Raw genomic sequence first — 16897 nt, 5'->3', positions numbered from 1 at the left:
AGTTCGTCGGGACATTACTGAGGTTACCTCACAATGAGGCGCAACAACAACCGCGCTTAGACTGTTCCCGTGGCCGATCGCGACGCCGAGCTCGAGGCGCTGACGAATGCGTTCTGGACGGTCGCGCGCCGGCTGCGGCACGGCTCGCGGCAGACGCTGGCCCCGTTCGACCTCGCGCCGTCGCACTCGCGGGCGCTCGGCACGCTCCTGCGTCGCGGCGCGATGCGGCTGGGCGCGCTGGCCGACCTGCTGGGCATCGCGGCCCGATCGGCGACCGAGGTCGTCGACGCGCTGGAGGAGCGCGGCCTGGTCGAGCGCACCCCGGACCCGTCCGACCGGCGGGCGACGCTCGTCGTCCCGACCGACGAGGGCCGGGAGCTGATGTTGCGCATCCGCGAGGCGCGGCTGGCCGAGACCGACGAGCTGTTCGCCCGGCTCAGCGCGCAGGACCGCGCGGAGCTGACCCGGATGCTGCTCGCGCTGGACGAGTGACCCGCCGGCGCAACTCGGCGGGCAGGTCGTCACCCGCGGCGCGCAGGCGCGGCAGGAGCTCCCGTTCGCCCATGACCGCCCGGAACGCGAGCCCCACGGTGACGTCGTGGTCGGGTCGGTGGAGCACGGTGACGGCGTCGCCCGAGCGGACGACTCCCCCGGTCACGACGCGCAGGTACGCGCCGCTGCGACCGTCCTCGGTGAACCTGCGGGTCCAGCCTCGGACGTCCATCCGGCCGCGGAAGGTGGCGCACGGGATGCGTGGGTTCGTCACCTGCAGCACCACGGTGTCGCCGATGCGCCACCGCTCGCCGACGAGCGCGCCGTCGACGTCGACGCCGACGGTGGTCAGGTTCTCGCCGAACGCGCCGTCGGGCAGCATGCGGCCGAGCCGCTGCTCCCACGCGTCGAGCACCTCGCGCGCGAACGCGTAGACGGCCTGGTCGGTACCGCCGTGGTGGCGCTGGTTGCCGATGCGGTCACCGACGAGTCCGCTGCCGAGGCCGCCGCGCTTGGGTCCGGGCTCGCGGACCTCGACGGGGCCGGAGACCGGCACCTTGCCGAAGCCGGTCGGCCGACGCCCGGCCGGTTGCGCGGCGAGATCGCGCGCGACGTTGACGGACCGGACGAGCACGACCGAACGCTACCGCCGTTGTGCCCGGGCGCTCGCGTACAGGCACACCGCGGCGGCCGCGGCGAGGTTGAGGCTCTCGGCGCGGCCGTGGATCGGGACGCGGACGGTCTCGTCGGCGGCGGCGAGCACGTCCTCGGGCAGCCCGTGCGCCTCGGTGCCGAACAGCCAGGCGGTCGGCCCGGCCAGCGTCCCGTCGTCGCTCAGGTCGTCGAGGTCGCGGGCGGCGCCGCCGCTCGTCGCCAGGGTTCGCAGGCCGCCGGCGAGCACCGCCTGGACGGGTGCGGTGAGGACGGGCAGGTGGAACAGGCTGCCGGCGCTCGCCCGCACGGCCTTGCCGTTGCCGGCGTCGACGCCGCCGGTGAGCACGACGGCGTCCGCCCCGGCCGCGTCGGCGGTGCGCACCACCGCGCCCACGTTGCCGGGCTCGTTGGGCTCGACGAGCACGGCCAGCAACCGCGGCGAGCGGGCCAGCACGTCCGCGAGCGAGGGCTGCGCCAGCTCGCACACGGCGACGAGGCCCTGGGGCGTCACCGTCTCCGACAGCGCGAGGGCGTCCTTCGGTGCGATCTCGGTCGCCCCGCCGGTGAGGTCCGGGTGCCGCGCCATCGCGTCGGCCGTCGCGAACAGCTCGATGACGGCGTCCGCCGCCAGCGCCTCGCGCACCGCCTGCGCGCCCTCGGCGAGGAAACGCCCGGTCTCGCGCCGCGCGGACCGTCTCGTGAGACGGCGCGCGGCCGCGAGCCGGGCGTTGGAACTGCTGAGCAGGACGGGCTCAGGCGGCCGGGGACTGGGCGGCGGCGCCGCCGATGCCCTCGGCCTTGACCGCCGCCCGCGAGACCTCGACGAGCGCGGTGAACGCGGCCGGGTCGTTGACGGCCAGCTCGGCGAGCACCTTGCGGTCGACCTCGACGCCGGCGAGCCGCAGGCCCTGCACGAAGCGGTTGTAGGTCATGTCGTTCGCGCGGGCCGCCGCGTTGATGCGGGTGATCCACAGCTGGCGGAAGTCGCCCTTGCGCGCCTTGCGGTCGCGGTACTGGTAGGTCGAGGAGTGGAGCAGCTGCTCCTTGGCCTTGCGGTAGAGCCGCGACCGCTGGCCGCGGTAGCCGCTGGCCGCTTCGAGGGTGCTCCGGCGCTTCTTCTGGGCGTTCACTGCCCGCTTGACGCGTGCCACGTTGAGTTCCTTGCTTCAGGGAGCGCCGGGCGGTCGTCGCCGCGGTGCTCAGGGTGGGATCGGGGTGGGGCCGCAGGCTCAGATGCCGAGCATCTTCTTGATGCGGGGGACGTCGGGGCTCGCGACCTCGCTCGTCCCGGAGAGCCGACGCTTGTGCCGCGACGACTTGTGCTCGAACTTGTGCTGCATGTTGGCCCGCTCGGTGCGCAGCTTGCCGCGACCGGTGACGCGCACCCGCTTCTTGATCCCGCTGTGGGTCTTGTTCTTGGGCATCGGTGTCGGTGTCCTTCTCGGTGGTGCTGATGGGTTGGTGCCGCTCGGGCGCGGCGGCCGCCACGTCGGGGGTCGGCCTGGTCCGCCTACTCGGCCGCCTCGGCGGCCTCGACCGGCTCGGTGGCCGCGGCGGGGCGCGGCAGCCTGACCGGCTTCGCCGAGCGGTGCGGCGCGACGACCATGACCATGTTGCGGCCGTCCTGCTTCGGCGAGGACTCGACGAAGCCGAGCTCGGTGATGTCCTCGGCGAGACGCTGCAGCAGCCGGAAGCCGAGCTCGGGACGGGACTGCTCGCGGCCACGGAACATGATCGTGACCTTGACCTTGTCACCGGCCTTGAGGAATCGCTCGACGTGACCCTTCTTGGTCTCGTAGTCGTGCGAGTCGATCTTCGGGCGGAGCTTCATCTCCTTGATGACGGTGAGGGCCTGGTTGCGCCGGGCCTCTCGCGCCTTCTGCGCGCTCTCGTACTTGAACTTGCCGTAGTCCATGAGCTTGCAGACGGGCGGACGCGCCATCGGGGCGACCTCGACGAGATCCAGGTCCGACTCGGCGGCGAGCTCGAGGGCCTTGCCGAGCGGCACGATGCCGACCTGCTCGCCCTCGGGGCCGACGAGCCGTACTTCTGGGACGCGGATCCTGTCGTTGATCCTGGGTTCGGAGCTGATGGGACCTCCTACGGTGGTGTCGCGGTGCCGTGTTCATCGCCGTGTTCATTGCCGTGTGTGGTGCGGTGCGGAGTCCGCTGCACAAGACACAGGCCCCGCTGCGCGGTGCGCACGGGGCCTGGGCATCTCACGACCGGTCCGCGGCGTCGACGGACGACGCCCGGCGTACCGACGGATCGGCACGCCGTGGACCGGACCCGGCTCGCCGCGGGCGGCGGCACGGGTGGGAGGCTGCTGGGCTTCCGCTTGCACGTCCCCACCGGAGCGGGGACTGGTCGCAGTACGAGAGTAACAGCGGCACCGGGACCGACCCAAACCTGCGACCGTGCGTCAACGTCCGGCGCCGACGCGGCATTCCCCCGGCCGGGTCCGCCGGTGTTGTCGGACCCCGCGGGCAGACTGGTGCCGTGCACCGCTTCTCCCCCGCCACGCAGGCCTGGCTCGACGGCGCCTTCGCCGCGCCGACGGCCGCGCAGCAGGGGGCGTGGGACGCGGTCGCGGCCGGCGACCACACGCTGGTGGTGGCCCCGACGGGCTCGGGCAAGACCCTCGCCGCGTTCCTGTCCGCCCTCGACCGGCTCGCCGCCGAGCCGGTTCCCGACGACCCCAAACGACGCTGCCGGGTGCTCTACGTCAGCCCGCTCAAGGCGCTCGCGGTCGACGTCGAGCGCAACCTGCGGGCGCCGCTCACCGGCATCCGGCAGGCGGCGGCGCGGCTGGGCCTGCCCGAGCCCGACGTCACCGTGGCGATGCGCTCGGGCGACACCCCCGCCGACGAGCGGCGGCTGTTCGCCCGGCGACCGGCCGACATCCTCATCACCACCCCCGAGTCGCTGTTCCTGCTGCTGACCTCCGCGGCCCGCGAGTCGTTGCGCGGCGTCGACACCGTCATCGTCGACGAGGTCCACGCCGTCTGCTCGGCCAAGCGGGGCGCCCACCTCGCGGTCTCGCTCGAGCGGCTCGACACCCTGCTCGAGCGACCGGCCCAGCGGATCGGGCTGTCGGCCACGGTCCGCCCGGTCGACGAGGTGGCGACGTTCCTCGCCGGGGGACGCAACGTCGCGATCGTGCAGCCGCCGTCGCAGAAGTCGGTCGAGCTGCAGGTGGTGGTTCCGGTCGAGGACATGTCGGCGATCGGCGAGCCCAACGACGACCTGAGCGGCGCCGCGGCCGGCGCGCAACGCCGCACGTCCATCTGGCCGCACGTCGAGGAACGCGTCCTCGACCTCGTCACCGACCACCGCTCCACGATCGTGTTCGCAAACTCCCGTCGCCTCGCCGAACGGCTCACCGCGCGGCTCAACGAGCTGGCCGGCGAGCGCGCCGGGGCGGCTCCCCCGCCCGGCGGCGCGCCCGCCGAGCTGATGGCGCAGGCCGGGTCGGGGCAGCCGGCGGGCGAGGTCGTGGTCGCCCGGGCGCACCACGGGTCGGTGTCGCGCGAGCAGCGCTCGGTGGTCGAGGAGGATCTCAAGGCCGGTCGACTCCCCGCGGTGGTGGCCACCTCGTCGCTGGAGCTCGGCATCGACATGGGGGCCGTCGACCTCGTCGTCCAGGTGGAGTCACCGCCGTCGGTGGCCGCCGGCCTGCAGCGGGTCGGGCGAGCCGGGCACCAGGTCGGCGCGGTCTCGCGCGGGGTGATCTTCCCCAAGTTCCGCGGCGACCTGCTCGAGTGCGCGGTCGTCGCGGAGCGGATGCGCGCCGGTGCCATCGAGTCGATGCGCTACCCGCGCAACCCGCTCGACGTGCTCGCGCAGCAGATCGTGGCGATGCTCGCCCTCGACACCCTCACCGTCGACGACGTCGAGGAGCTCGTCCGTCGCGCGGCACCCTTCGCCGGGCTGCCGCGCTCGGCGCTCGAGGGCGTCCTCGACATGCTCGCCGGCCGCTACCCCTCCGACGCGTTCGCCGAGCTGCGCCCGCGCATCGTGTGGGACCGCGTCACCGGCGAGCTGAGTGCCCGGCGCGGCGCGCAGCACCTGGCCGTCACCAGCGGCGGGACGATCCCCGACCGCGGGCTGTTCGGCGTCTTCCTGGCCAGCGGCGAGGGTCCCGGACGCCGTGTCGGCGAGCTCGACGAGGAGATGGTCTACGAGTCGCGGGTCGGCGACGTGTTCCTGCTCGGCTCGTCGTCCTGGCGCATCGAGGACATCACGCACGACCGCGTCCTGGTCACCCCCGCGCCGGGCGAGGTCGGCAAGATGCCCTTCTGGAAGGGCGACCAGCCCGGTCGCCCCGTCGAGCTCGGGCGCGCGCTGGGGGCGTTCCTGCGCGAGCTCGCCTCGTCCTCGACCGAGGACGCCACCGCGCGGGCGCGGGCGGCGGGGCTCGACGAGTGGGGCACGGCCAACCTGCTCGCCTACCTCGCCGAGCAGCGCGAGGCCACCCACCACCTGCCCGACGACCGCACGATCCTCGTCGAACGCTTCCGCGACGAGCTCGGCGACTGGCGGCTGGTGATCCACTCCCCCTTCGGGGCGCCGGTCAACGCACCGTGGGCGCTCGCGATCTCGGCCCGGCTGCGCGAGCGCTACGGCCTCGAGGTCTCGGCCATGCACTCCGACGACGGCATCGTGCTGCGGCTGCCCGAGACCGACGCCGAACCACCCGCCGGCGACATCGCGCTGTTCGAGCCCGACGAGATCGAGGCCATGATCACCGGCGAGGTCGGTGGCTCGGCGCTGTTCGCGTCACGCTTCCGGGAGTGCGCGGCCCGCTCGCTGCTGCTGCCGCGGCGCGACCCGCGGCGGCGTACCCCGCTGTGGCAGCAGCGCCAGCGGGCCAACCAGCTGTTGCAGGTCGCGAGCGAGTACGGCGACTTCCCGGTGGTGCTGGAGGCCATGCGCGAGTGTCTGCAGGACGTCTTCGACGTCCCCGGTCTCGTCGGCATCATGCGTGATCTCGCCAGCCGCACCGTGAAGTTGGTCGAGGTCGAGACGCCGGCGGCGTCGCCGTTCGCGCGCTCGCTGCTGTTCGGGTACGTGGGCGTGTTCCTGTACGAGGGCGACGCGCCGCTGGCCGAGCGGCGGGCGCAGGCGCTGTCGCTCGACTCCGCGCTGCTCGCCGAGCTGCTCGGTGCCACCGACCTGCGCGAGCTGCTCGATCCCGACGCGATCACGCAGGTCGAGCAGGAGATCACCCGACTCGCCGAGGACCGCCGTGCGCGCGGGCCCGACGGCGTGCACGACCTGCTGCGCGCGGTCGGCGACCTCGCGACCGCCGAGGCGATCGCCCGCGGCGCGACCGCGCAGGACCTCGCCGCCCTCGAGGAGGGCCGCCGCGCCATCCGGGTCCGCATCGCCGGCGACGAACGCTGGCTCGCGATCGAGGACTCCGGGCGCGTGCGCGACGCCCTCGGCTGCGTGCTGCCCGTCGGCGTGCCCGAGGCGTTCACCGAGCCGGTCCGCGACCCGCTCGGCGACCTGGTGTCGCGCTACGCCCGCACGCACGGCCCGTTCGTGGCCCAGGACGTCGCGGCCCGGCTGGGGCTGGGGGTCGCGGTGGTCGGTTCGGCGCTGGCGCGCCTCGCCGCCTCGGGGCGGCTCGTGCAGGGTGAGTTCCGCCCCGGCGGCATCGCCACCGAGTGGTGCGACGCCGAGGTCCTGCGGGCCGTCCGGCGCCGGTCTCTGGCGGCTCTGCGCAAGGAGGTCGAGCCGGTGCCGCCCGAGGCACTGGCCCGGTTCATCCCGGCGTGGCAGGGGCTCGGCACCCGCTCGAGCCGGGGCGCCGACGGCGTGCTGCGCGCGGTCGAGCAGCTGGCCGGGGTCGCCCTGCCGGCCAGCGCGCTCGAGACCCTCGTGCTGCCGAGCCGGGTAGCGGGCTACTCCCCCGCGCTGCTGGACGAGCTGACGCTCGCGGGCGACGTCGTGTGGGCCGGCGCCGGCTCGCTCGCCGGCAGCGACGGCTGGGTGATGCTCGCGCCGGCCGAGATCGCACCGCTGGTCCTGCCCCCGCCCGACGACGTCGACGATCCGCTCGCACGCACCCTGCGCGACGCGCTCGCCGGCGACGAGGCGCTCTTCTTCAAGTCCCTGGTCGACCGCGCGATGGCGGCGGCCGAGTCCTTCGAGACCGACGAGGCGGTGGTGCGCGCGGTCTGGGAGCTCGTGTGGTCCGGGGTGCTGACCAACGACACCCTCGCGCCGGTGCGTTCGCTGCTGGGTTCTCGGGGGCGCACCGCGCACAGCCGCAAGGCCGCCGCCCCGCGACGCGGACGGTACGGGCGCTACAGCGGGCTCGCACCGGCCGGCGGGGCCCCGTCCCGGGTCCGACCGACGCCCTACGGCATGGGCGGGCGCTGGTCGGCCCTGCCGTCGCGCGAGGGCGACGCCACCCGGCGCGCGCTCGCCGCGGCCGACGTCCTGCTCGACCGCTACGGCCTGGTCACGCGGGGTTCGGTGGCCGGCGAGCGGGTGGCCGGCGGTTTCGCCGCCGTCTACCCGGTGCTCAAGGCCGCCGAGGAGTCCGGCCGCGCGCGGCGCGGCTACTTCGTCGAGGGGCTCGGCGCGGCCCAGTTCGCGTTGCCCGGGGCAGTGGACCGGTTACGCGCCGAGGCCCGGCCGCTCGACACCCGTGCGGCCGAGGGCGTCGCGGCGCTGGTGCTCGCCGCCACCGATCCCGCCAATCCCTACGGCGCCGCGCTGCCGTTCCCGCAGGCGCCCGCCGGCGAGGACGGCAAGCGCGGGCACCAGGCCGCGCGCAAGGCCGGGGCGCTCGTCGTGCTCGTCGACGGCAGCTGCGTGCTCTACGTCGAGCGGGGCGGCCGCACCCTGCTGTCCTTCAGCGAGGATCCCGCCGTGCTGCAGCCCGCCGCCGACGCGCTCGCGCTGGCCGTCCGCGACGGCGCGTTGGGGCGGCTGCAGGTCGAGCGGGCCGACGGCGCGCCGGTCACCGCGTCCGCGCTCGGCGACGCGCTGACCTCGGCCGGCTTCCGGCCCACCCCGCGCGGCCTGCGGCTGCGGAGCTGAGCGGTGCCCGAAGGCGACACGGTGTGGCTCACCGCCCACCGGCTGCACCGCGCGCTGGCCGGCCGTGAGCTGACCACGTGGGACCTCCGCGTGCCGGCGCTGGCCACCACCGACCTGCGGGGGCGTTCGGTCACCGAGGTCCTGGCCCGAGGCAAGCACATCCTCGTCCGGGTCGGCGGACCCGGGGACGCGCTGACCCTGCACAGCCACCTGCGCATGGACGGCTCGTACTACCTGTCCGCCGCGGGCGCCGCCCGGCCGCGACGTCACCCCGACCACATGATCCGGGCGCTGCTCGGCAACGCCGAGTGGCTCGCCACCGGCTACCGGGTGCACGACCTGCGCCTCGTCCCGCGCGCCGGCGAGGGCGAGTTCGTCGACCACCTCGGCCCCGACCTGCTCGGCCCGGACTGGGACACCGAGCGCGCGGTGGCCAACCTGCTGCGCATCCCCGACCTCACCGTCGGCGAGGCGCTGCTCGACCAGCGCAACCTCGCCGGCGTCGGCAACATGTACAAGTGCGAGGTGCTGTTCATGCAGCACGTGCACCCATGGACGCGGGTCGACGACGTCCCCGACCTCGCCGGCCTGGTGGCGACGTCGCAGCGCGTGCTGCGGATGAACCGTGACCATCCGGAGCAGTCGACGACCGGCTACACGCAGCGCGGTCGCGAGCACTGGGTGTACGAGCGCGGTGGCCAGCCGTGCCTGCGCTGCCGCACCCGCATCGAGCGCCGTGACCAGGGGGTCGCACCCCGGGCCCGTGGCACGTACTGGTGCCCGAGCTGCCAACCCGAACCGTCCCGGTCGGGCCGCTCGGCCTGAGACCGGTCAGCGGTCGCCGTGCTCGTCGCGCTGCATCGCGAGCAGCACCCGCTGCCGCTCCGCGCGTTCGAAGGCCACCAGCAGCCGCACCTGCTCGCGCAGCTGGTCGTCCAACACGGCCCGCGCGCGCACGAGCACCTCCCTGGCGCGTTCGGTGTTGCCGCGCGCCGCGGCCAGCAGGTCGTGGATGGGCTGCGTCGCCAGGCCCAGCGCGTCCTGCACCGACGCCAGCCCGGCCGCGGTCCGCTCGTAGTCCTCGACCGCGGCGTCCCCGTCCCGGCGCGCGGTACGGGCGGCGCGCAGCGCCAGCGTCTGCGCGTCCTCGGCCTCGGCGAACGCGGCGCGCAGTGCCTCGAGCTGCTGGGCGCACGCCCGCTGCACCTCGGCCTGACCGACCAGCGCTCGGCCGGCCGTCCGCGCCGCGAGCCGGCGCTGGTCGTCGAGCCGGGCGATCGTGCGCCGGATGTCGTCGGCGACCGCCGCCGGGTCCCGCCGCCGACCGCGCCGGCCGAACACCGGTTACGCCGTGCGGGGGGCGTCCGCCGCGGGCGGCGTCGCGGGCGCGCCCAGCGGGTTCGTCGTCCGCGGGGCGTCGTCGGCGGCGTCGTCGGCGGCGTCGTCGTCGGCCACCGGCAACCCGGCGACGAGGACGTCGACATCGGCGGCGATCTGCGCGGCCGCGGCGGGCGTGAGCAGGAAGGACGCGAGCCACCGCAGGACGGTGTCGGCGCCACCGCGACCGGCGTCGGCGAGCTTGTCGCTGACGGCCTGCCGGGCGAGTTGCCAGGCCGGCGCCGTCTCGTCGATCCGGGCGACGGCGGCGAGGGCGGCCGGCTCGACGGCGGCCAGCCCGCGGGCGACCTCGTTGCGCGAGATCGCGACGCCGGCGTCGACCAGGGCGTCGGCCAGCGGCTTGTCGGCCTGGGCGTCGACGAGCTGGCGCACCTGGTCCAGGACGAGGGCCGCGAGCACGGCGTCGCGGGTGCGGAAGTGGTTGTACAGCGTCGCCTTCGCCACCCCGGCCGAGGTCGCGACCTGGGCCATGGCGATACGGGTGCCGGTGCCGGCCACCGCGCGGGCGGCGCCGCCGAGCAGGGCGGCCCGGGTGCGGTTCATCGCGTTCCCGGCGCGGGTGCGGGTGCCCGTCACCCGGACGGGCGCCGCGGAGGCGTCTGCGACCGGCGGGGGCGTCGGGGCGGGCGGCTGTTCGACCGTCGGGCGGAACAGGGTGTCGAAGAGCGGATTCGCCGAACCGTCCATGCGTGGCCTCCTGCCGAGCAAGCCCGAGATCCGACCCGGTGCGGCGGAAATTACCCGCGTGCACCGCGGCGGCCGGGAGGCGTCGCGGCGGGTCGGCGCATCTGGTGCCCGTGTGACTGATGTGACGGACGTGAGCCTAGCGAGGACCGCCGACACCATGCACCGAGCCGTCGGGAGCGACCCGCGAGGGGCCGCGGCCGCGCGTCAGGCGGCGACGGTGGGCAGGGCGCGGACCCGTGCCCCGGTGCCGCCGGAGGCCGACGCCGATGCGGGGCCGGCCGTGCTCCCCGCGACGGCGGGCGTGCCGGTCGCGTCGGTGCCGCGGGCCGGCTCGATGCGCGCGGCACCGCCGCCGACGAGCGCCACGCGACGCGCGGCGAGCAGCTTCTCCTCGCGGCGCAGGCTGTCGCTGACCTCGGCGAACAGCTCGGACAGCTCGACCTCGAGGGCGCCGCAGATGGCGGCCAGGAGTTCCGAGGAGGGCTCCTTCTGACCGCGCTCCACCTCGGACAGGTACCCCAGGCTGACGCGGGCGCTCGCCGAGACCTCGCGCAGCGTGCGGCGTTGGCGCATTCGCAGCCCCCGCAGGGTGTCCCCCACGACCTCGCGCAGTACTGCCATGTGCGGACTACCCCCTCGCCGGGTCGGCTCACGTCGGCGGCTCCCGACGACGTCAAATTCTCACCGTACCCGCGACGGTCGGCGCGCGGGCCAGGCGTGGCGGCCGTCCGCTCCTGGCGAACAGCCCGCCTCGTCAACGCCCGGCGGAGAGCCGGGATTCCCGTCGCAGCCGCACCGCACGGGCCACGTAGTCCACCCCGGTGACGACGGCGACGACGATCGCGGCGGCCATGACGACCCAGGCGACGTCGTGCAGCCAGCTCCACGACGGCAGCACGAACAACCCGATCGCGACGTTCTGCAGCAGCGTCTTGAGCTTCCCGCCGCGGCTGGCCGGGATCACCCCGTGGCGGATCACCCAGAACCGCAGCAGGGTGACCCCGACCTCGCGGACCAGCACGACGACGGTCACCCACCAGGGCAGCTCGGCCAGCGCCGAGAGCCCGATCAGCGCCGCCCCGACCAGCGCCTTGTCGGCGATCGGGTCGGCCAGCTTGCCGAACTCCGTGACGAGTCCGCGCTTGCGCGCGATGTCACCGTCGACGGTGTCGGTCACGCACGCGAGTGCGAAGACGGCCCAGGCGATCACCCGCCACGTCGTGTCGTGCCCACCGTCGGCGAACAGCGTCCAGACGAAGACGGGGACGAGCGCGAGGCGGAACATCGTCAACGCGTTCGCGACGTTCCAGGTCGAGACGCGGTCGGGCGGGTCGCCGATCGGGTCGTCGGTGAGCCGGGGCAACGAGTTCGCCGCGGCGGCACGCGCCGCGGCCGCGCGGGCGGCCGGGGTCGAGCTGCCCGGCGCGCCGTGGCCCACCGGCGGGCCCAGCCCGGCCGACGGCGTGGCCAGCTGCGGCGGCGGCACCGGCGCGGCGGGCGTGCGCACGATCGGCGTGCCGGCGGACGGCTCGTCGGGCGTCACCACGGTTCGCCCACGGGCTCGGCGACGAGATCGACCCCCTCGCTGGCGAGCACGAAGACCGGGACGATCGCGCCGCGCGCGACACCCTCGGCACCGACGAGGCGCACCACGCCGTCGACATCGGGCCCCTGGTGGGCGGCGCGGCCGACGATCTCGCCGGAGCCGTCGTCGTCGACGTCCTCGACCAGGACCTCGACGCGTGTGCCGACGCGCTCCTCGGCGCGCTGGGTGACCAGCTCGTCGGCGAGCGACTGGATGCGTTCCTTGCGCTCGGCGACGAGGTCCGGGTCGACCTTGTCGGCGAAGCCGGCGGCCTCCGTGCCGTCCTCGTCGGAGTACCCGAACACGCCGATCGCGTCGAGGCGCGCCTCGGACAGGAAGCGTTCGAGCTCGACGACGTCGGCCTCGGTCTCACCGGGGAAGCCGAGGATGAAGTTGCTGCGCGCCCCGAGGTCGGGCGCGAGGTCGCGGGCGCGGCGGAGCAGGTCGAGGAAGGAGTCGGTGCCGCCGAAGCGCTTCATGCGCCGCAGGACGGGCGTGCTCGCGTGCTGGAAGGACAGGTCGAAGTACGGCGCGACCCCCGGGGTGGTCGCGAGCCGTCGGACGAGCTCGGGGCGCGTCTCGGCGGGCTGCAGGTAGGACACCCGGACGCGCTCGATGCCGGTGACGTCGGCGAGGTCGGGCAGCAGCGCCTCGAGTGCGCGCAGGTCGCCGAGGTCCTTGCCGTAGGACGTCGAGTTCTCGCTGACGAGCACGATCTCGCGCACGCCGGTGCCGGCGAGCCAGCCGGCCTCGGCGACGACGTCGGCGGGCTTGCGCGACACGAACGCGCCGCGGAAGGACGGGATGGCGCAGAAGGTGCAGCGCCGGTCGCAGCCGGAGGCGAGCTTGAGGTAGGCGACGGGCGCGTCGTCGAGTCGGTTGCGGACCGCGGTCGCGGGCAGCGACGCCGACGGGTGCCAGGCGTGACCGGGCAGCGCGACCTCGGCCGCGGCGGGCTGGCGCTGCGTCGGCGTGACCGGCAGCAGGGTCCGGCGGTCGCGCGGCCGGTGGGTCTGCACCGCGCGGCCGGCGGCGACGTCGTCGAGTCGCGCGGCGATGTCGGCGTAGGAGTCGAAGCCCAGGACGGCGTCGGCCTCGGTCAGCGCCGTGGCGAGCTCGTCGCCGTAGCGTTCGGCGAGGCACCCGACGGCGACGACCTTGCGCTGCTCGCCCGCGGCCTCGAGGACCGTGTTGATGGAGTCCTGCTTCGCCGACTCGATGAAGCCGCAGGTGTTGACCACGACGACGTCGGCGGCCTCGGCGTCGTCGGTGAGCGCCCACCCGCCCGCCCCGAGCCGACCCGCGAGCTCCTCGGAGTCGACCTCGTTGCGCGCGCACCCGAGGGTGACGAGCGCGACGCTGCGACCGGCCGTTGACACGACTTGCAGGTTACCCGCGCCACGGCGCCCCGGTTACCCGCGCCACGGCGCCCGAGCCGCCGAGCCGGTCGCCTCCCTCGCGCCGGCACGACGTCGTTACCGTCGTGACCGTGTCCGCACCGTCCTCGCCCGTGGTCCGCCGGGCCCGCACGGCCGACGTCCCGGCCATCAAGGCCCTCGTCGACGTCTACGCCGGCTCGGGGCGCAAGCTGTTGGCCAAGGAACTCGTGGCGTTGTACGAGGACGTGCAGGACTTCCTCGTCGCCGAGCTCGACGGCGTGGTCGTCGGCTGCGGTGCGCTGCACGTGCTGTGGGCCGACCTCGGCGAGATCCGCACGCTGGCCGTGCATCCCGACCACCGCCACCGCGAGCTCGGCCGGCTGCTGCTGGACGCGCTCGTCGCCACGGCCCGGGAGCTCGGGTTGTCGCGGCTGTTCGCCCTGACCTTCCACACCCGCTTCTTCGGCCACGCGGGCTTCCGCGAGATCGACGGCACGCCGGTCGACCACGACACCTACGACGCGCTGCGCCGCTCCTACGACCCCGGCGTGGCCGAGTTCCTGGGGCTCGAGTACGTCAAGCCCAACACGCTCGGCAACACCCGCATGCTGCTGCACCTGGACGGCTGAGCGGTCCGGCCGGACCCGCGATCCGGCGTGGGTTCGGGCGTGTCTCACCTGTCCCACGAGCACCAGCAGATAGCGTCCGTGCGGACAAGGAGGTGAGCGTGATGGCCACACTCGACCGCATCGACCCGGCGTTCACGGCGTGGACGCCGTCGGCCGCCGGTATCGCGACCGAGGACGAGGAGTACGTCGGTCGCCACCGCAAGCCTGGCGCGCGCCGGCTGTCGCTCGTCGCGATGTTCTACACGCCGAGGCACCGCGCTCGCTGAGCCCGAACCCGCGTCGACCGAGCGGTCACCTGCAGTTGCGGGTGACCGCTCGGTCGCGTCAGGCGCCTTCCGGGCTGATGCGAACGGGCTCGTCCTCGGCCGCGGGGTCGTCCTCGGGGGTGACGAGGTCGGCGGCGCTGCCGCCGTTGCGCAGCGTGTACATCAGCCCCGCCAGCTCGTCCGGGGTCACCAGCACGTCGCGGGCCTTGGATCCCTCGGAGGGCCCGACGATCTCGCGGGACTCCATGAGGTCCATCAGCCGGCCGGCCTTGGCGAAGCCGACCCGCAGCTTGCGCTGCAGCATCGACGTCGAGCCGAACTGCGTCGACACGACGAGCTCGACCGCCGACAGGAACAGGTCCATGTCGTCGCCGATGTCCTCGTCGATGTCCTTCTTCGGCGCCTGCTGCGGGGCCGTGACGTCCTCGCGGTACGTCGGCTGCAGCTGCTCCTTGCAGTGGTCGACGATCGAGCTGATCTCGGCGTCGGTCACGAACGCGCCCTGCATGCGGGCGGGCTTGGACGCTCCCATGGGCAGGAACAGCGCGTCGCCCTTGCCCAGCAGCTTCTCGGCACCGGGCTGGTCGAGGATGACCCGCGAATCGGCGAGTGAGGAGGTCTTGAAGCCGAGCCGCGACGGCACGTTGGCCTTGATGAGGCCGGTGACGACGTCGACCGACGGTCGCTGGGTCGCGATGACCAGGTGGATGCCGGCGGCACGGGCCAGCTGCGTGATGCGGACGACGGACTCCTCGACGTCGCGCGGGGCGACCATCATGAGGTCGGCGAGCTCGTCGACGATCACGAGCAGGTAGGGGTAGGCCTGGTAGACCCGCTCGGACCCGGGTGGCGCCTTGAGCTCGCCGGAGTGCACCTTCTTGTTGAAGTCGTCGATGTGGCGGACGCCGGAGCTCTCCATGTCCTCGTAGCGCATGTCCATCTCGCGCACGACCCACTGCAGCGCGTCCGCCGCCTTCTTGGCGTTGGTGATGACCGGCGTGACGAGGTGCGGGATGCCCTGGTAGGCGGCGAACTCCACCCGCTTGGGGTCGATGAGCACCATGCGCACCTGGTCGGGCGTGGCCCGCGTGAGCACCGACAGGATGAGCGTGTTGATGCAGCTCGACTTGCCCGCGCCGGTCGCGCCGGCGACGAGCAGGTGCGGCATGCGGGTGAGGTTGGCGACGACGAAGCCGCCCTCGACGTCCTTGCCCAGCGCGACCAGCATCGGGTGGTTGTCGCGCTGCGCGACCTTCGAGCGCAGCACGTCGCCGAGCATGACGACCTCGGGGTCGGTGTTGGGGATCTCGACCCCGACCGCGCTCTTGCCCGGGATGGGACTGAGAATGCGCACTTCTGCGCTTTTGACGGCGTAGGCGATGTTGCGGGTCAGGTTGGTGATGCGTTCGACCTTCACGCCCGGGCCGAGCTCGACCTCGTAGCGGGTGACGGTCGGGCCGCGGTTGAAGCCGGTGACCGAGCAGTCGACGTCGAACTCGGTGAAGACCTGTTGCAGGGCGGCGATCACCTCGTCGTTGGCCTGGGTGTGCTCCATGTGGGGAGTGCCCTGGGCGAGGTCCTTGATCGGCGGCAGCGTGTACATCCCGGCGCCGCCGGCGAGCTCGAGCTGCACCGGCCGGTCGATCGGCGGCAGCTCCGGTTCTACCGGGGCCGCCTTCGGCGTCCGCGGTCGCCGGGGCTTGACCGGCTCCGCCGGCGGCTCGGTGACGGCGACCGGGGCGAGCTCCGGGATCTCGGAGGTGTCCACGACCATCGGGGCGGCCGTGTCGTCGTCCACGGCGGTCCGCGGCGTGCGGCGTCGCCGGGGCCGGGGGGCCGGCTCCGGCTCGGCGTCGACATGCTCGCCCTCCCCCGCCCGCAGGCCGAGCAGGGTGGCCGCGTAGTCGACCAGCACGCCGATGGGCGTCGCGGTGACGACGAGGATCCCGAACGCACCGGCGAGCGCGAGCACGGGTACGGCGATCACGTCGCCGAGACCCCGCGCGAGCGGCAGGCCGATGCCGGTGCCGAGCAGGCCGCCGGCCTCCTCCCGCCCGGCCGCGTCGGTCGGGCTGCCCGCCCACACGTCGAAGAGGCCGACGACGGCCACCGTGACGGCCACCGAGCCGACGACGACGCGTCCGCGTGCTTGGGGTTCCGGCGCCTGGCGCAGCATGTGCGCGGCGGCGACGACGAGGACGACGGGCAGCAGCAGTGCGGCGTTGCCGACGGCGTAGCGGCAGACGCGTTCGAGGAAGGCGCCGACCGGGCCGGCCGCGCCGAACCACACCGCGACGGCGAGCACGAGGCCGAGGGCGAGCACACCGAGCGCGGCGCCGTCGCGACGGTGCTCGGCGGGGAGCTCGCGGGCGGTGGCTGCATTGCGACCGGCGGCCCGGAACACGCTGCCGATCGCGACCGCGAGGGCGCGCCAGATCGCCGTGATCGCACGGCCGACCCCGGCGAGTGGGCCACCACCGGGGCGGCGCGCTGCCGTGGCCGTCCGCCCGCCGGCGCGGCCGGCGCTCTTGCGCGCGGGCGGCTTGCGGTTCGCGGGTCGGTTCGCGGGGCGGCGTCCCGGCGCCGCGGCGGGCATCCGGGTGGTGCTCGAACGGGTTCCCGTGCGCCGCGGGCGCGTCTCGGTCTGACCTTCCACCCAGCGACCTTAACCCTGCGGTTGAGGGTTGGGGCGGAGGCGCGCGCGCCCGCGCCGCGTCCCGATCCTCCTGCGCCTCCGGCGTCCCACGTCGT

The 16897-nt window shown here is 74.5% G+C and carries 16 protein-coding genes; 5 read left to right on the top strand and 11 right to left on the bottom strand.

What is annotated here, in order from left to right; all coding sequences use genetic code 11:
• Window positions 1–69 precede the first annotated feature (69 nt).
• Complete coding sequence (locus BUE29_RS23425) at window positions 70–492, top strand: MarR family winged helix-turn-helix transcriptional regulator (RefSeq protein ID WP_073390851.1); 423 nt, start codon at window positions 70–72, stop codon at window positions 490–492.
• Here the strand turns inward: BUE29_RS23425 and BUE29_RS13680 are convergent.
• The 5 genes from BUE29_RS13680 to infC all read right to left on the bottom strand — a co-directional run bounded on the left by BUE29_RS13680 (window position 437) and on the right by infC (window position 3238).
• Window positions 437–1126, bottom strand: a complete 690-nt coding sequence (locus BUE29_RS13680; RefSeq protein ID WP_073390850.1) for an MOSC domain-containing protein — start codon at window positions 1124–1126, stop codon at window positions 437–439. The two genes, BUE29_RS23425 and BUE29_RS13680, sit on opposite strands and share 56 nt — an antisense overlap.
• 9 nt (window positions 1127–1135) lie before the next feature.
• Window positions 1136–1891: a TrmH family RNA methyltransferase gene (locus BUE29_RS13675; RefSeq protein WP_073390849.1), complete on the bottom strand. Its 756-nt coding sequence runs from the start codon at window positions 1889–1891 to the stop codon at window positions 1136–1138.
• A gap of 7 nt (window positions 1892–1898) precedes the next feature.
• Complete coding sequence (gene rplT, locus BUE29_RS13670) at window positions 1899–2297, bottom strand: 50S ribosomal protein L20 (RefSeq protein WP_073390848.1); 399 nt, start codon at window positions 2295–2297, stop codon at window positions 1899–1901.
• A 78-nt stretch (window positions 2298–2375) separates the two neighbouring features.
• Window positions 2376–2570 carry a 50S ribosomal protein L35 gene (gene rpmI, locus BUE29_RS13665; protein WP_073390847.1) on the bottom strand — a complete coding sequence of 65 codons (195 nt, stop codon included), beginning with the start codon at window positions 2568–2570 and terminating at the stop codon, window positions 2376–2378.
• Window positions 2571–2656: 86 nt separating this feature from the next.
• The gene (gene infC / locus BUE29_RS13660) at window positions 2657–3238 is read right to left on the bottom strand and encodes a translation initiation factor IF-3 (RefSeq protein ID WP_073390846.1); all 582 of its coding nucleotides are present in this window, start codon (window positions 3236–3238) and stop codon (window positions 2657–2659) included.
• Between the two features lie 407 nt (window positions 3239–3645).
• Here infC and BUE29_RS13655 point away from each other — a divergent pair, with 407 nt between their 5' ends.
• Window positions 3646–8202: an ATP-dependent helicase gene (locus tag BUE29_RS13655; RefSeq protein ID WP_073390845.1), complete on the top strand. Its 4557-nt coding sequence runs from the start codon at window positions 3646–3648 to the stop codon at window positions 8200–8202.
• A 3-nt stretch (window positions 8203–8205) separates the two neighbouring features.
• The gene (locus BUE29_RS13650) at window positions 8206–9027 is read left to right on the top strand and encodes a DNA-formamidopyrimidine glycosylase family protein (RefSeq protein ID WP_073390844.1); all 822 of its coding nucleotides are present in this window, start codon (window positions 8206–8208) and stop codon (window positions 9025–9027) included.
• A gap of 6 nt (window positions 9028–9033) precedes the next feature.
• On the opposite strand, the gene BUE29_RS13645 is transcribed toward BUE29_RS13650, so the two are convergent.
• The 5 genes from BUE29_RS13645 to rimO all read right to left on the bottom strand — a co-directional run bounded on the left by BUE29_RS13645 (window position 9034) and on the right by rimO (window position 13251).
• Window positions 9034–9543, bottom strand: coding sequence for a hypothetical protein (locus BUE29_RS13645; RefSeq protein ID WP_073390843.1), 510 nt, complete (start codon window positions 9541–9543; stop codon window positions 9034–9036).
• 3 nt (window positions 9544–9546) lie between these two features.
• On the bottom strand, window positions 9547–10287 hold the full coding sequence (locus tag BUE29_RS22840) for a TetR/AcrR family transcriptional regulator (protein WP_073390842.1): 741 nt from the start codon (window positions 10285–10287) through the stop codon (window positions 9547–9549).
• Between the two features lie 204 nt (window positions 10288–10491).
• Entirely contained in the window at window positions 10492–10908 is a 417-nt protein-coding gene (locus BUE29_RS23510) for a helix-turn-helix domain-containing protein (protein WP_084181027.1), read from the bottom strand.
• A 133-nt stretch (window positions 10909–11041) separates the two neighbouring features.
• Window positions 11042–11650, bottom strand: a complete 609-nt coding sequence (gene pgsA, locus BUE29_RS13630) for a CDP-diacylglycerol--glycerol-3-phosphate 3-phosphatidyltransferase (RefSeq protein WP_073391168.1) — start codon at window positions 11648–11650, stop codon at window positions 11042–11044.
• A gap of 176 nt (window positions 11651–11826) precedes the next feature.
• A complete protein-coding gene (rimO, locus tag BUE29_RS13625) occupies window positions 11827–13251 on the bottom strand; it encodes a 30S ribosomal protein S12 methylthiotransferase RimO (RefSeq protein WP_073390841.1) in 1425 nt (474 codons plus the stop codon).
• Window positions 13252–13361: 110 nt separating this feature from the next.
• On the opposite strand from rimO, the gene BUE29_RS13620 reads away from it, so the two are divergent.
• Window positions 13362–13880, top strand: coding sequence for an amino-acid N-acetyltransferase (locus BUE29_RS13620; RefSeq protein ID WP_073391167.1), 519 nt, complete (start codon window positions 13362–13364; stop codon window positions 13878–13880).
• A gap of 101 nt (window positions 13881–13981) precedes the next feature.
• Window positions 13982–14146, top strand: coding sequence for a hypothetical protein (locus BUE29_RS22530; RefSeq protein ID WP_159440875.1), 165 nt, complete (start codon window positions 13982–13984; stop codon window positions 14144–14146).
• 58 nt (window positions 14147–14204) lie between these two features.
• On the opposite strand, the gene BUE29_RS13615 is transcribed toward BUE29_RS22530, so the two are convergent.
• The gene (locus tag BUE29_RS13615; RefSeq protein ID WP_234971443.1) at window positions 14205–16802 is read right to left on the bottom strand and encodes a DNA translocase FtsK; all 2598 of its coding nucleotides are present in this window, start codon (window positions 16800–16802) and stop codon (window positions 14205–14207) included.
• Between the last annotated feature and the right edge of the window lie 95 nt (window positions 16803–16897).

Source organism: Jatrophihabitans endophyticus (assembly GCF_900129455.1).
In the GTDB taxonomy this organism is placed as follows: Bacteria; Actinomycetota; Actinomycetes; order Mycobacteriales; family Jatrophihabitantaceae; genus Jatrophihabitans; species Jatrophihabitans endophyticus.
Note: the sequence above shows the minus strand (reverse complement) of the source record. Positions and strands in the feature narration are given on the sequence as shown.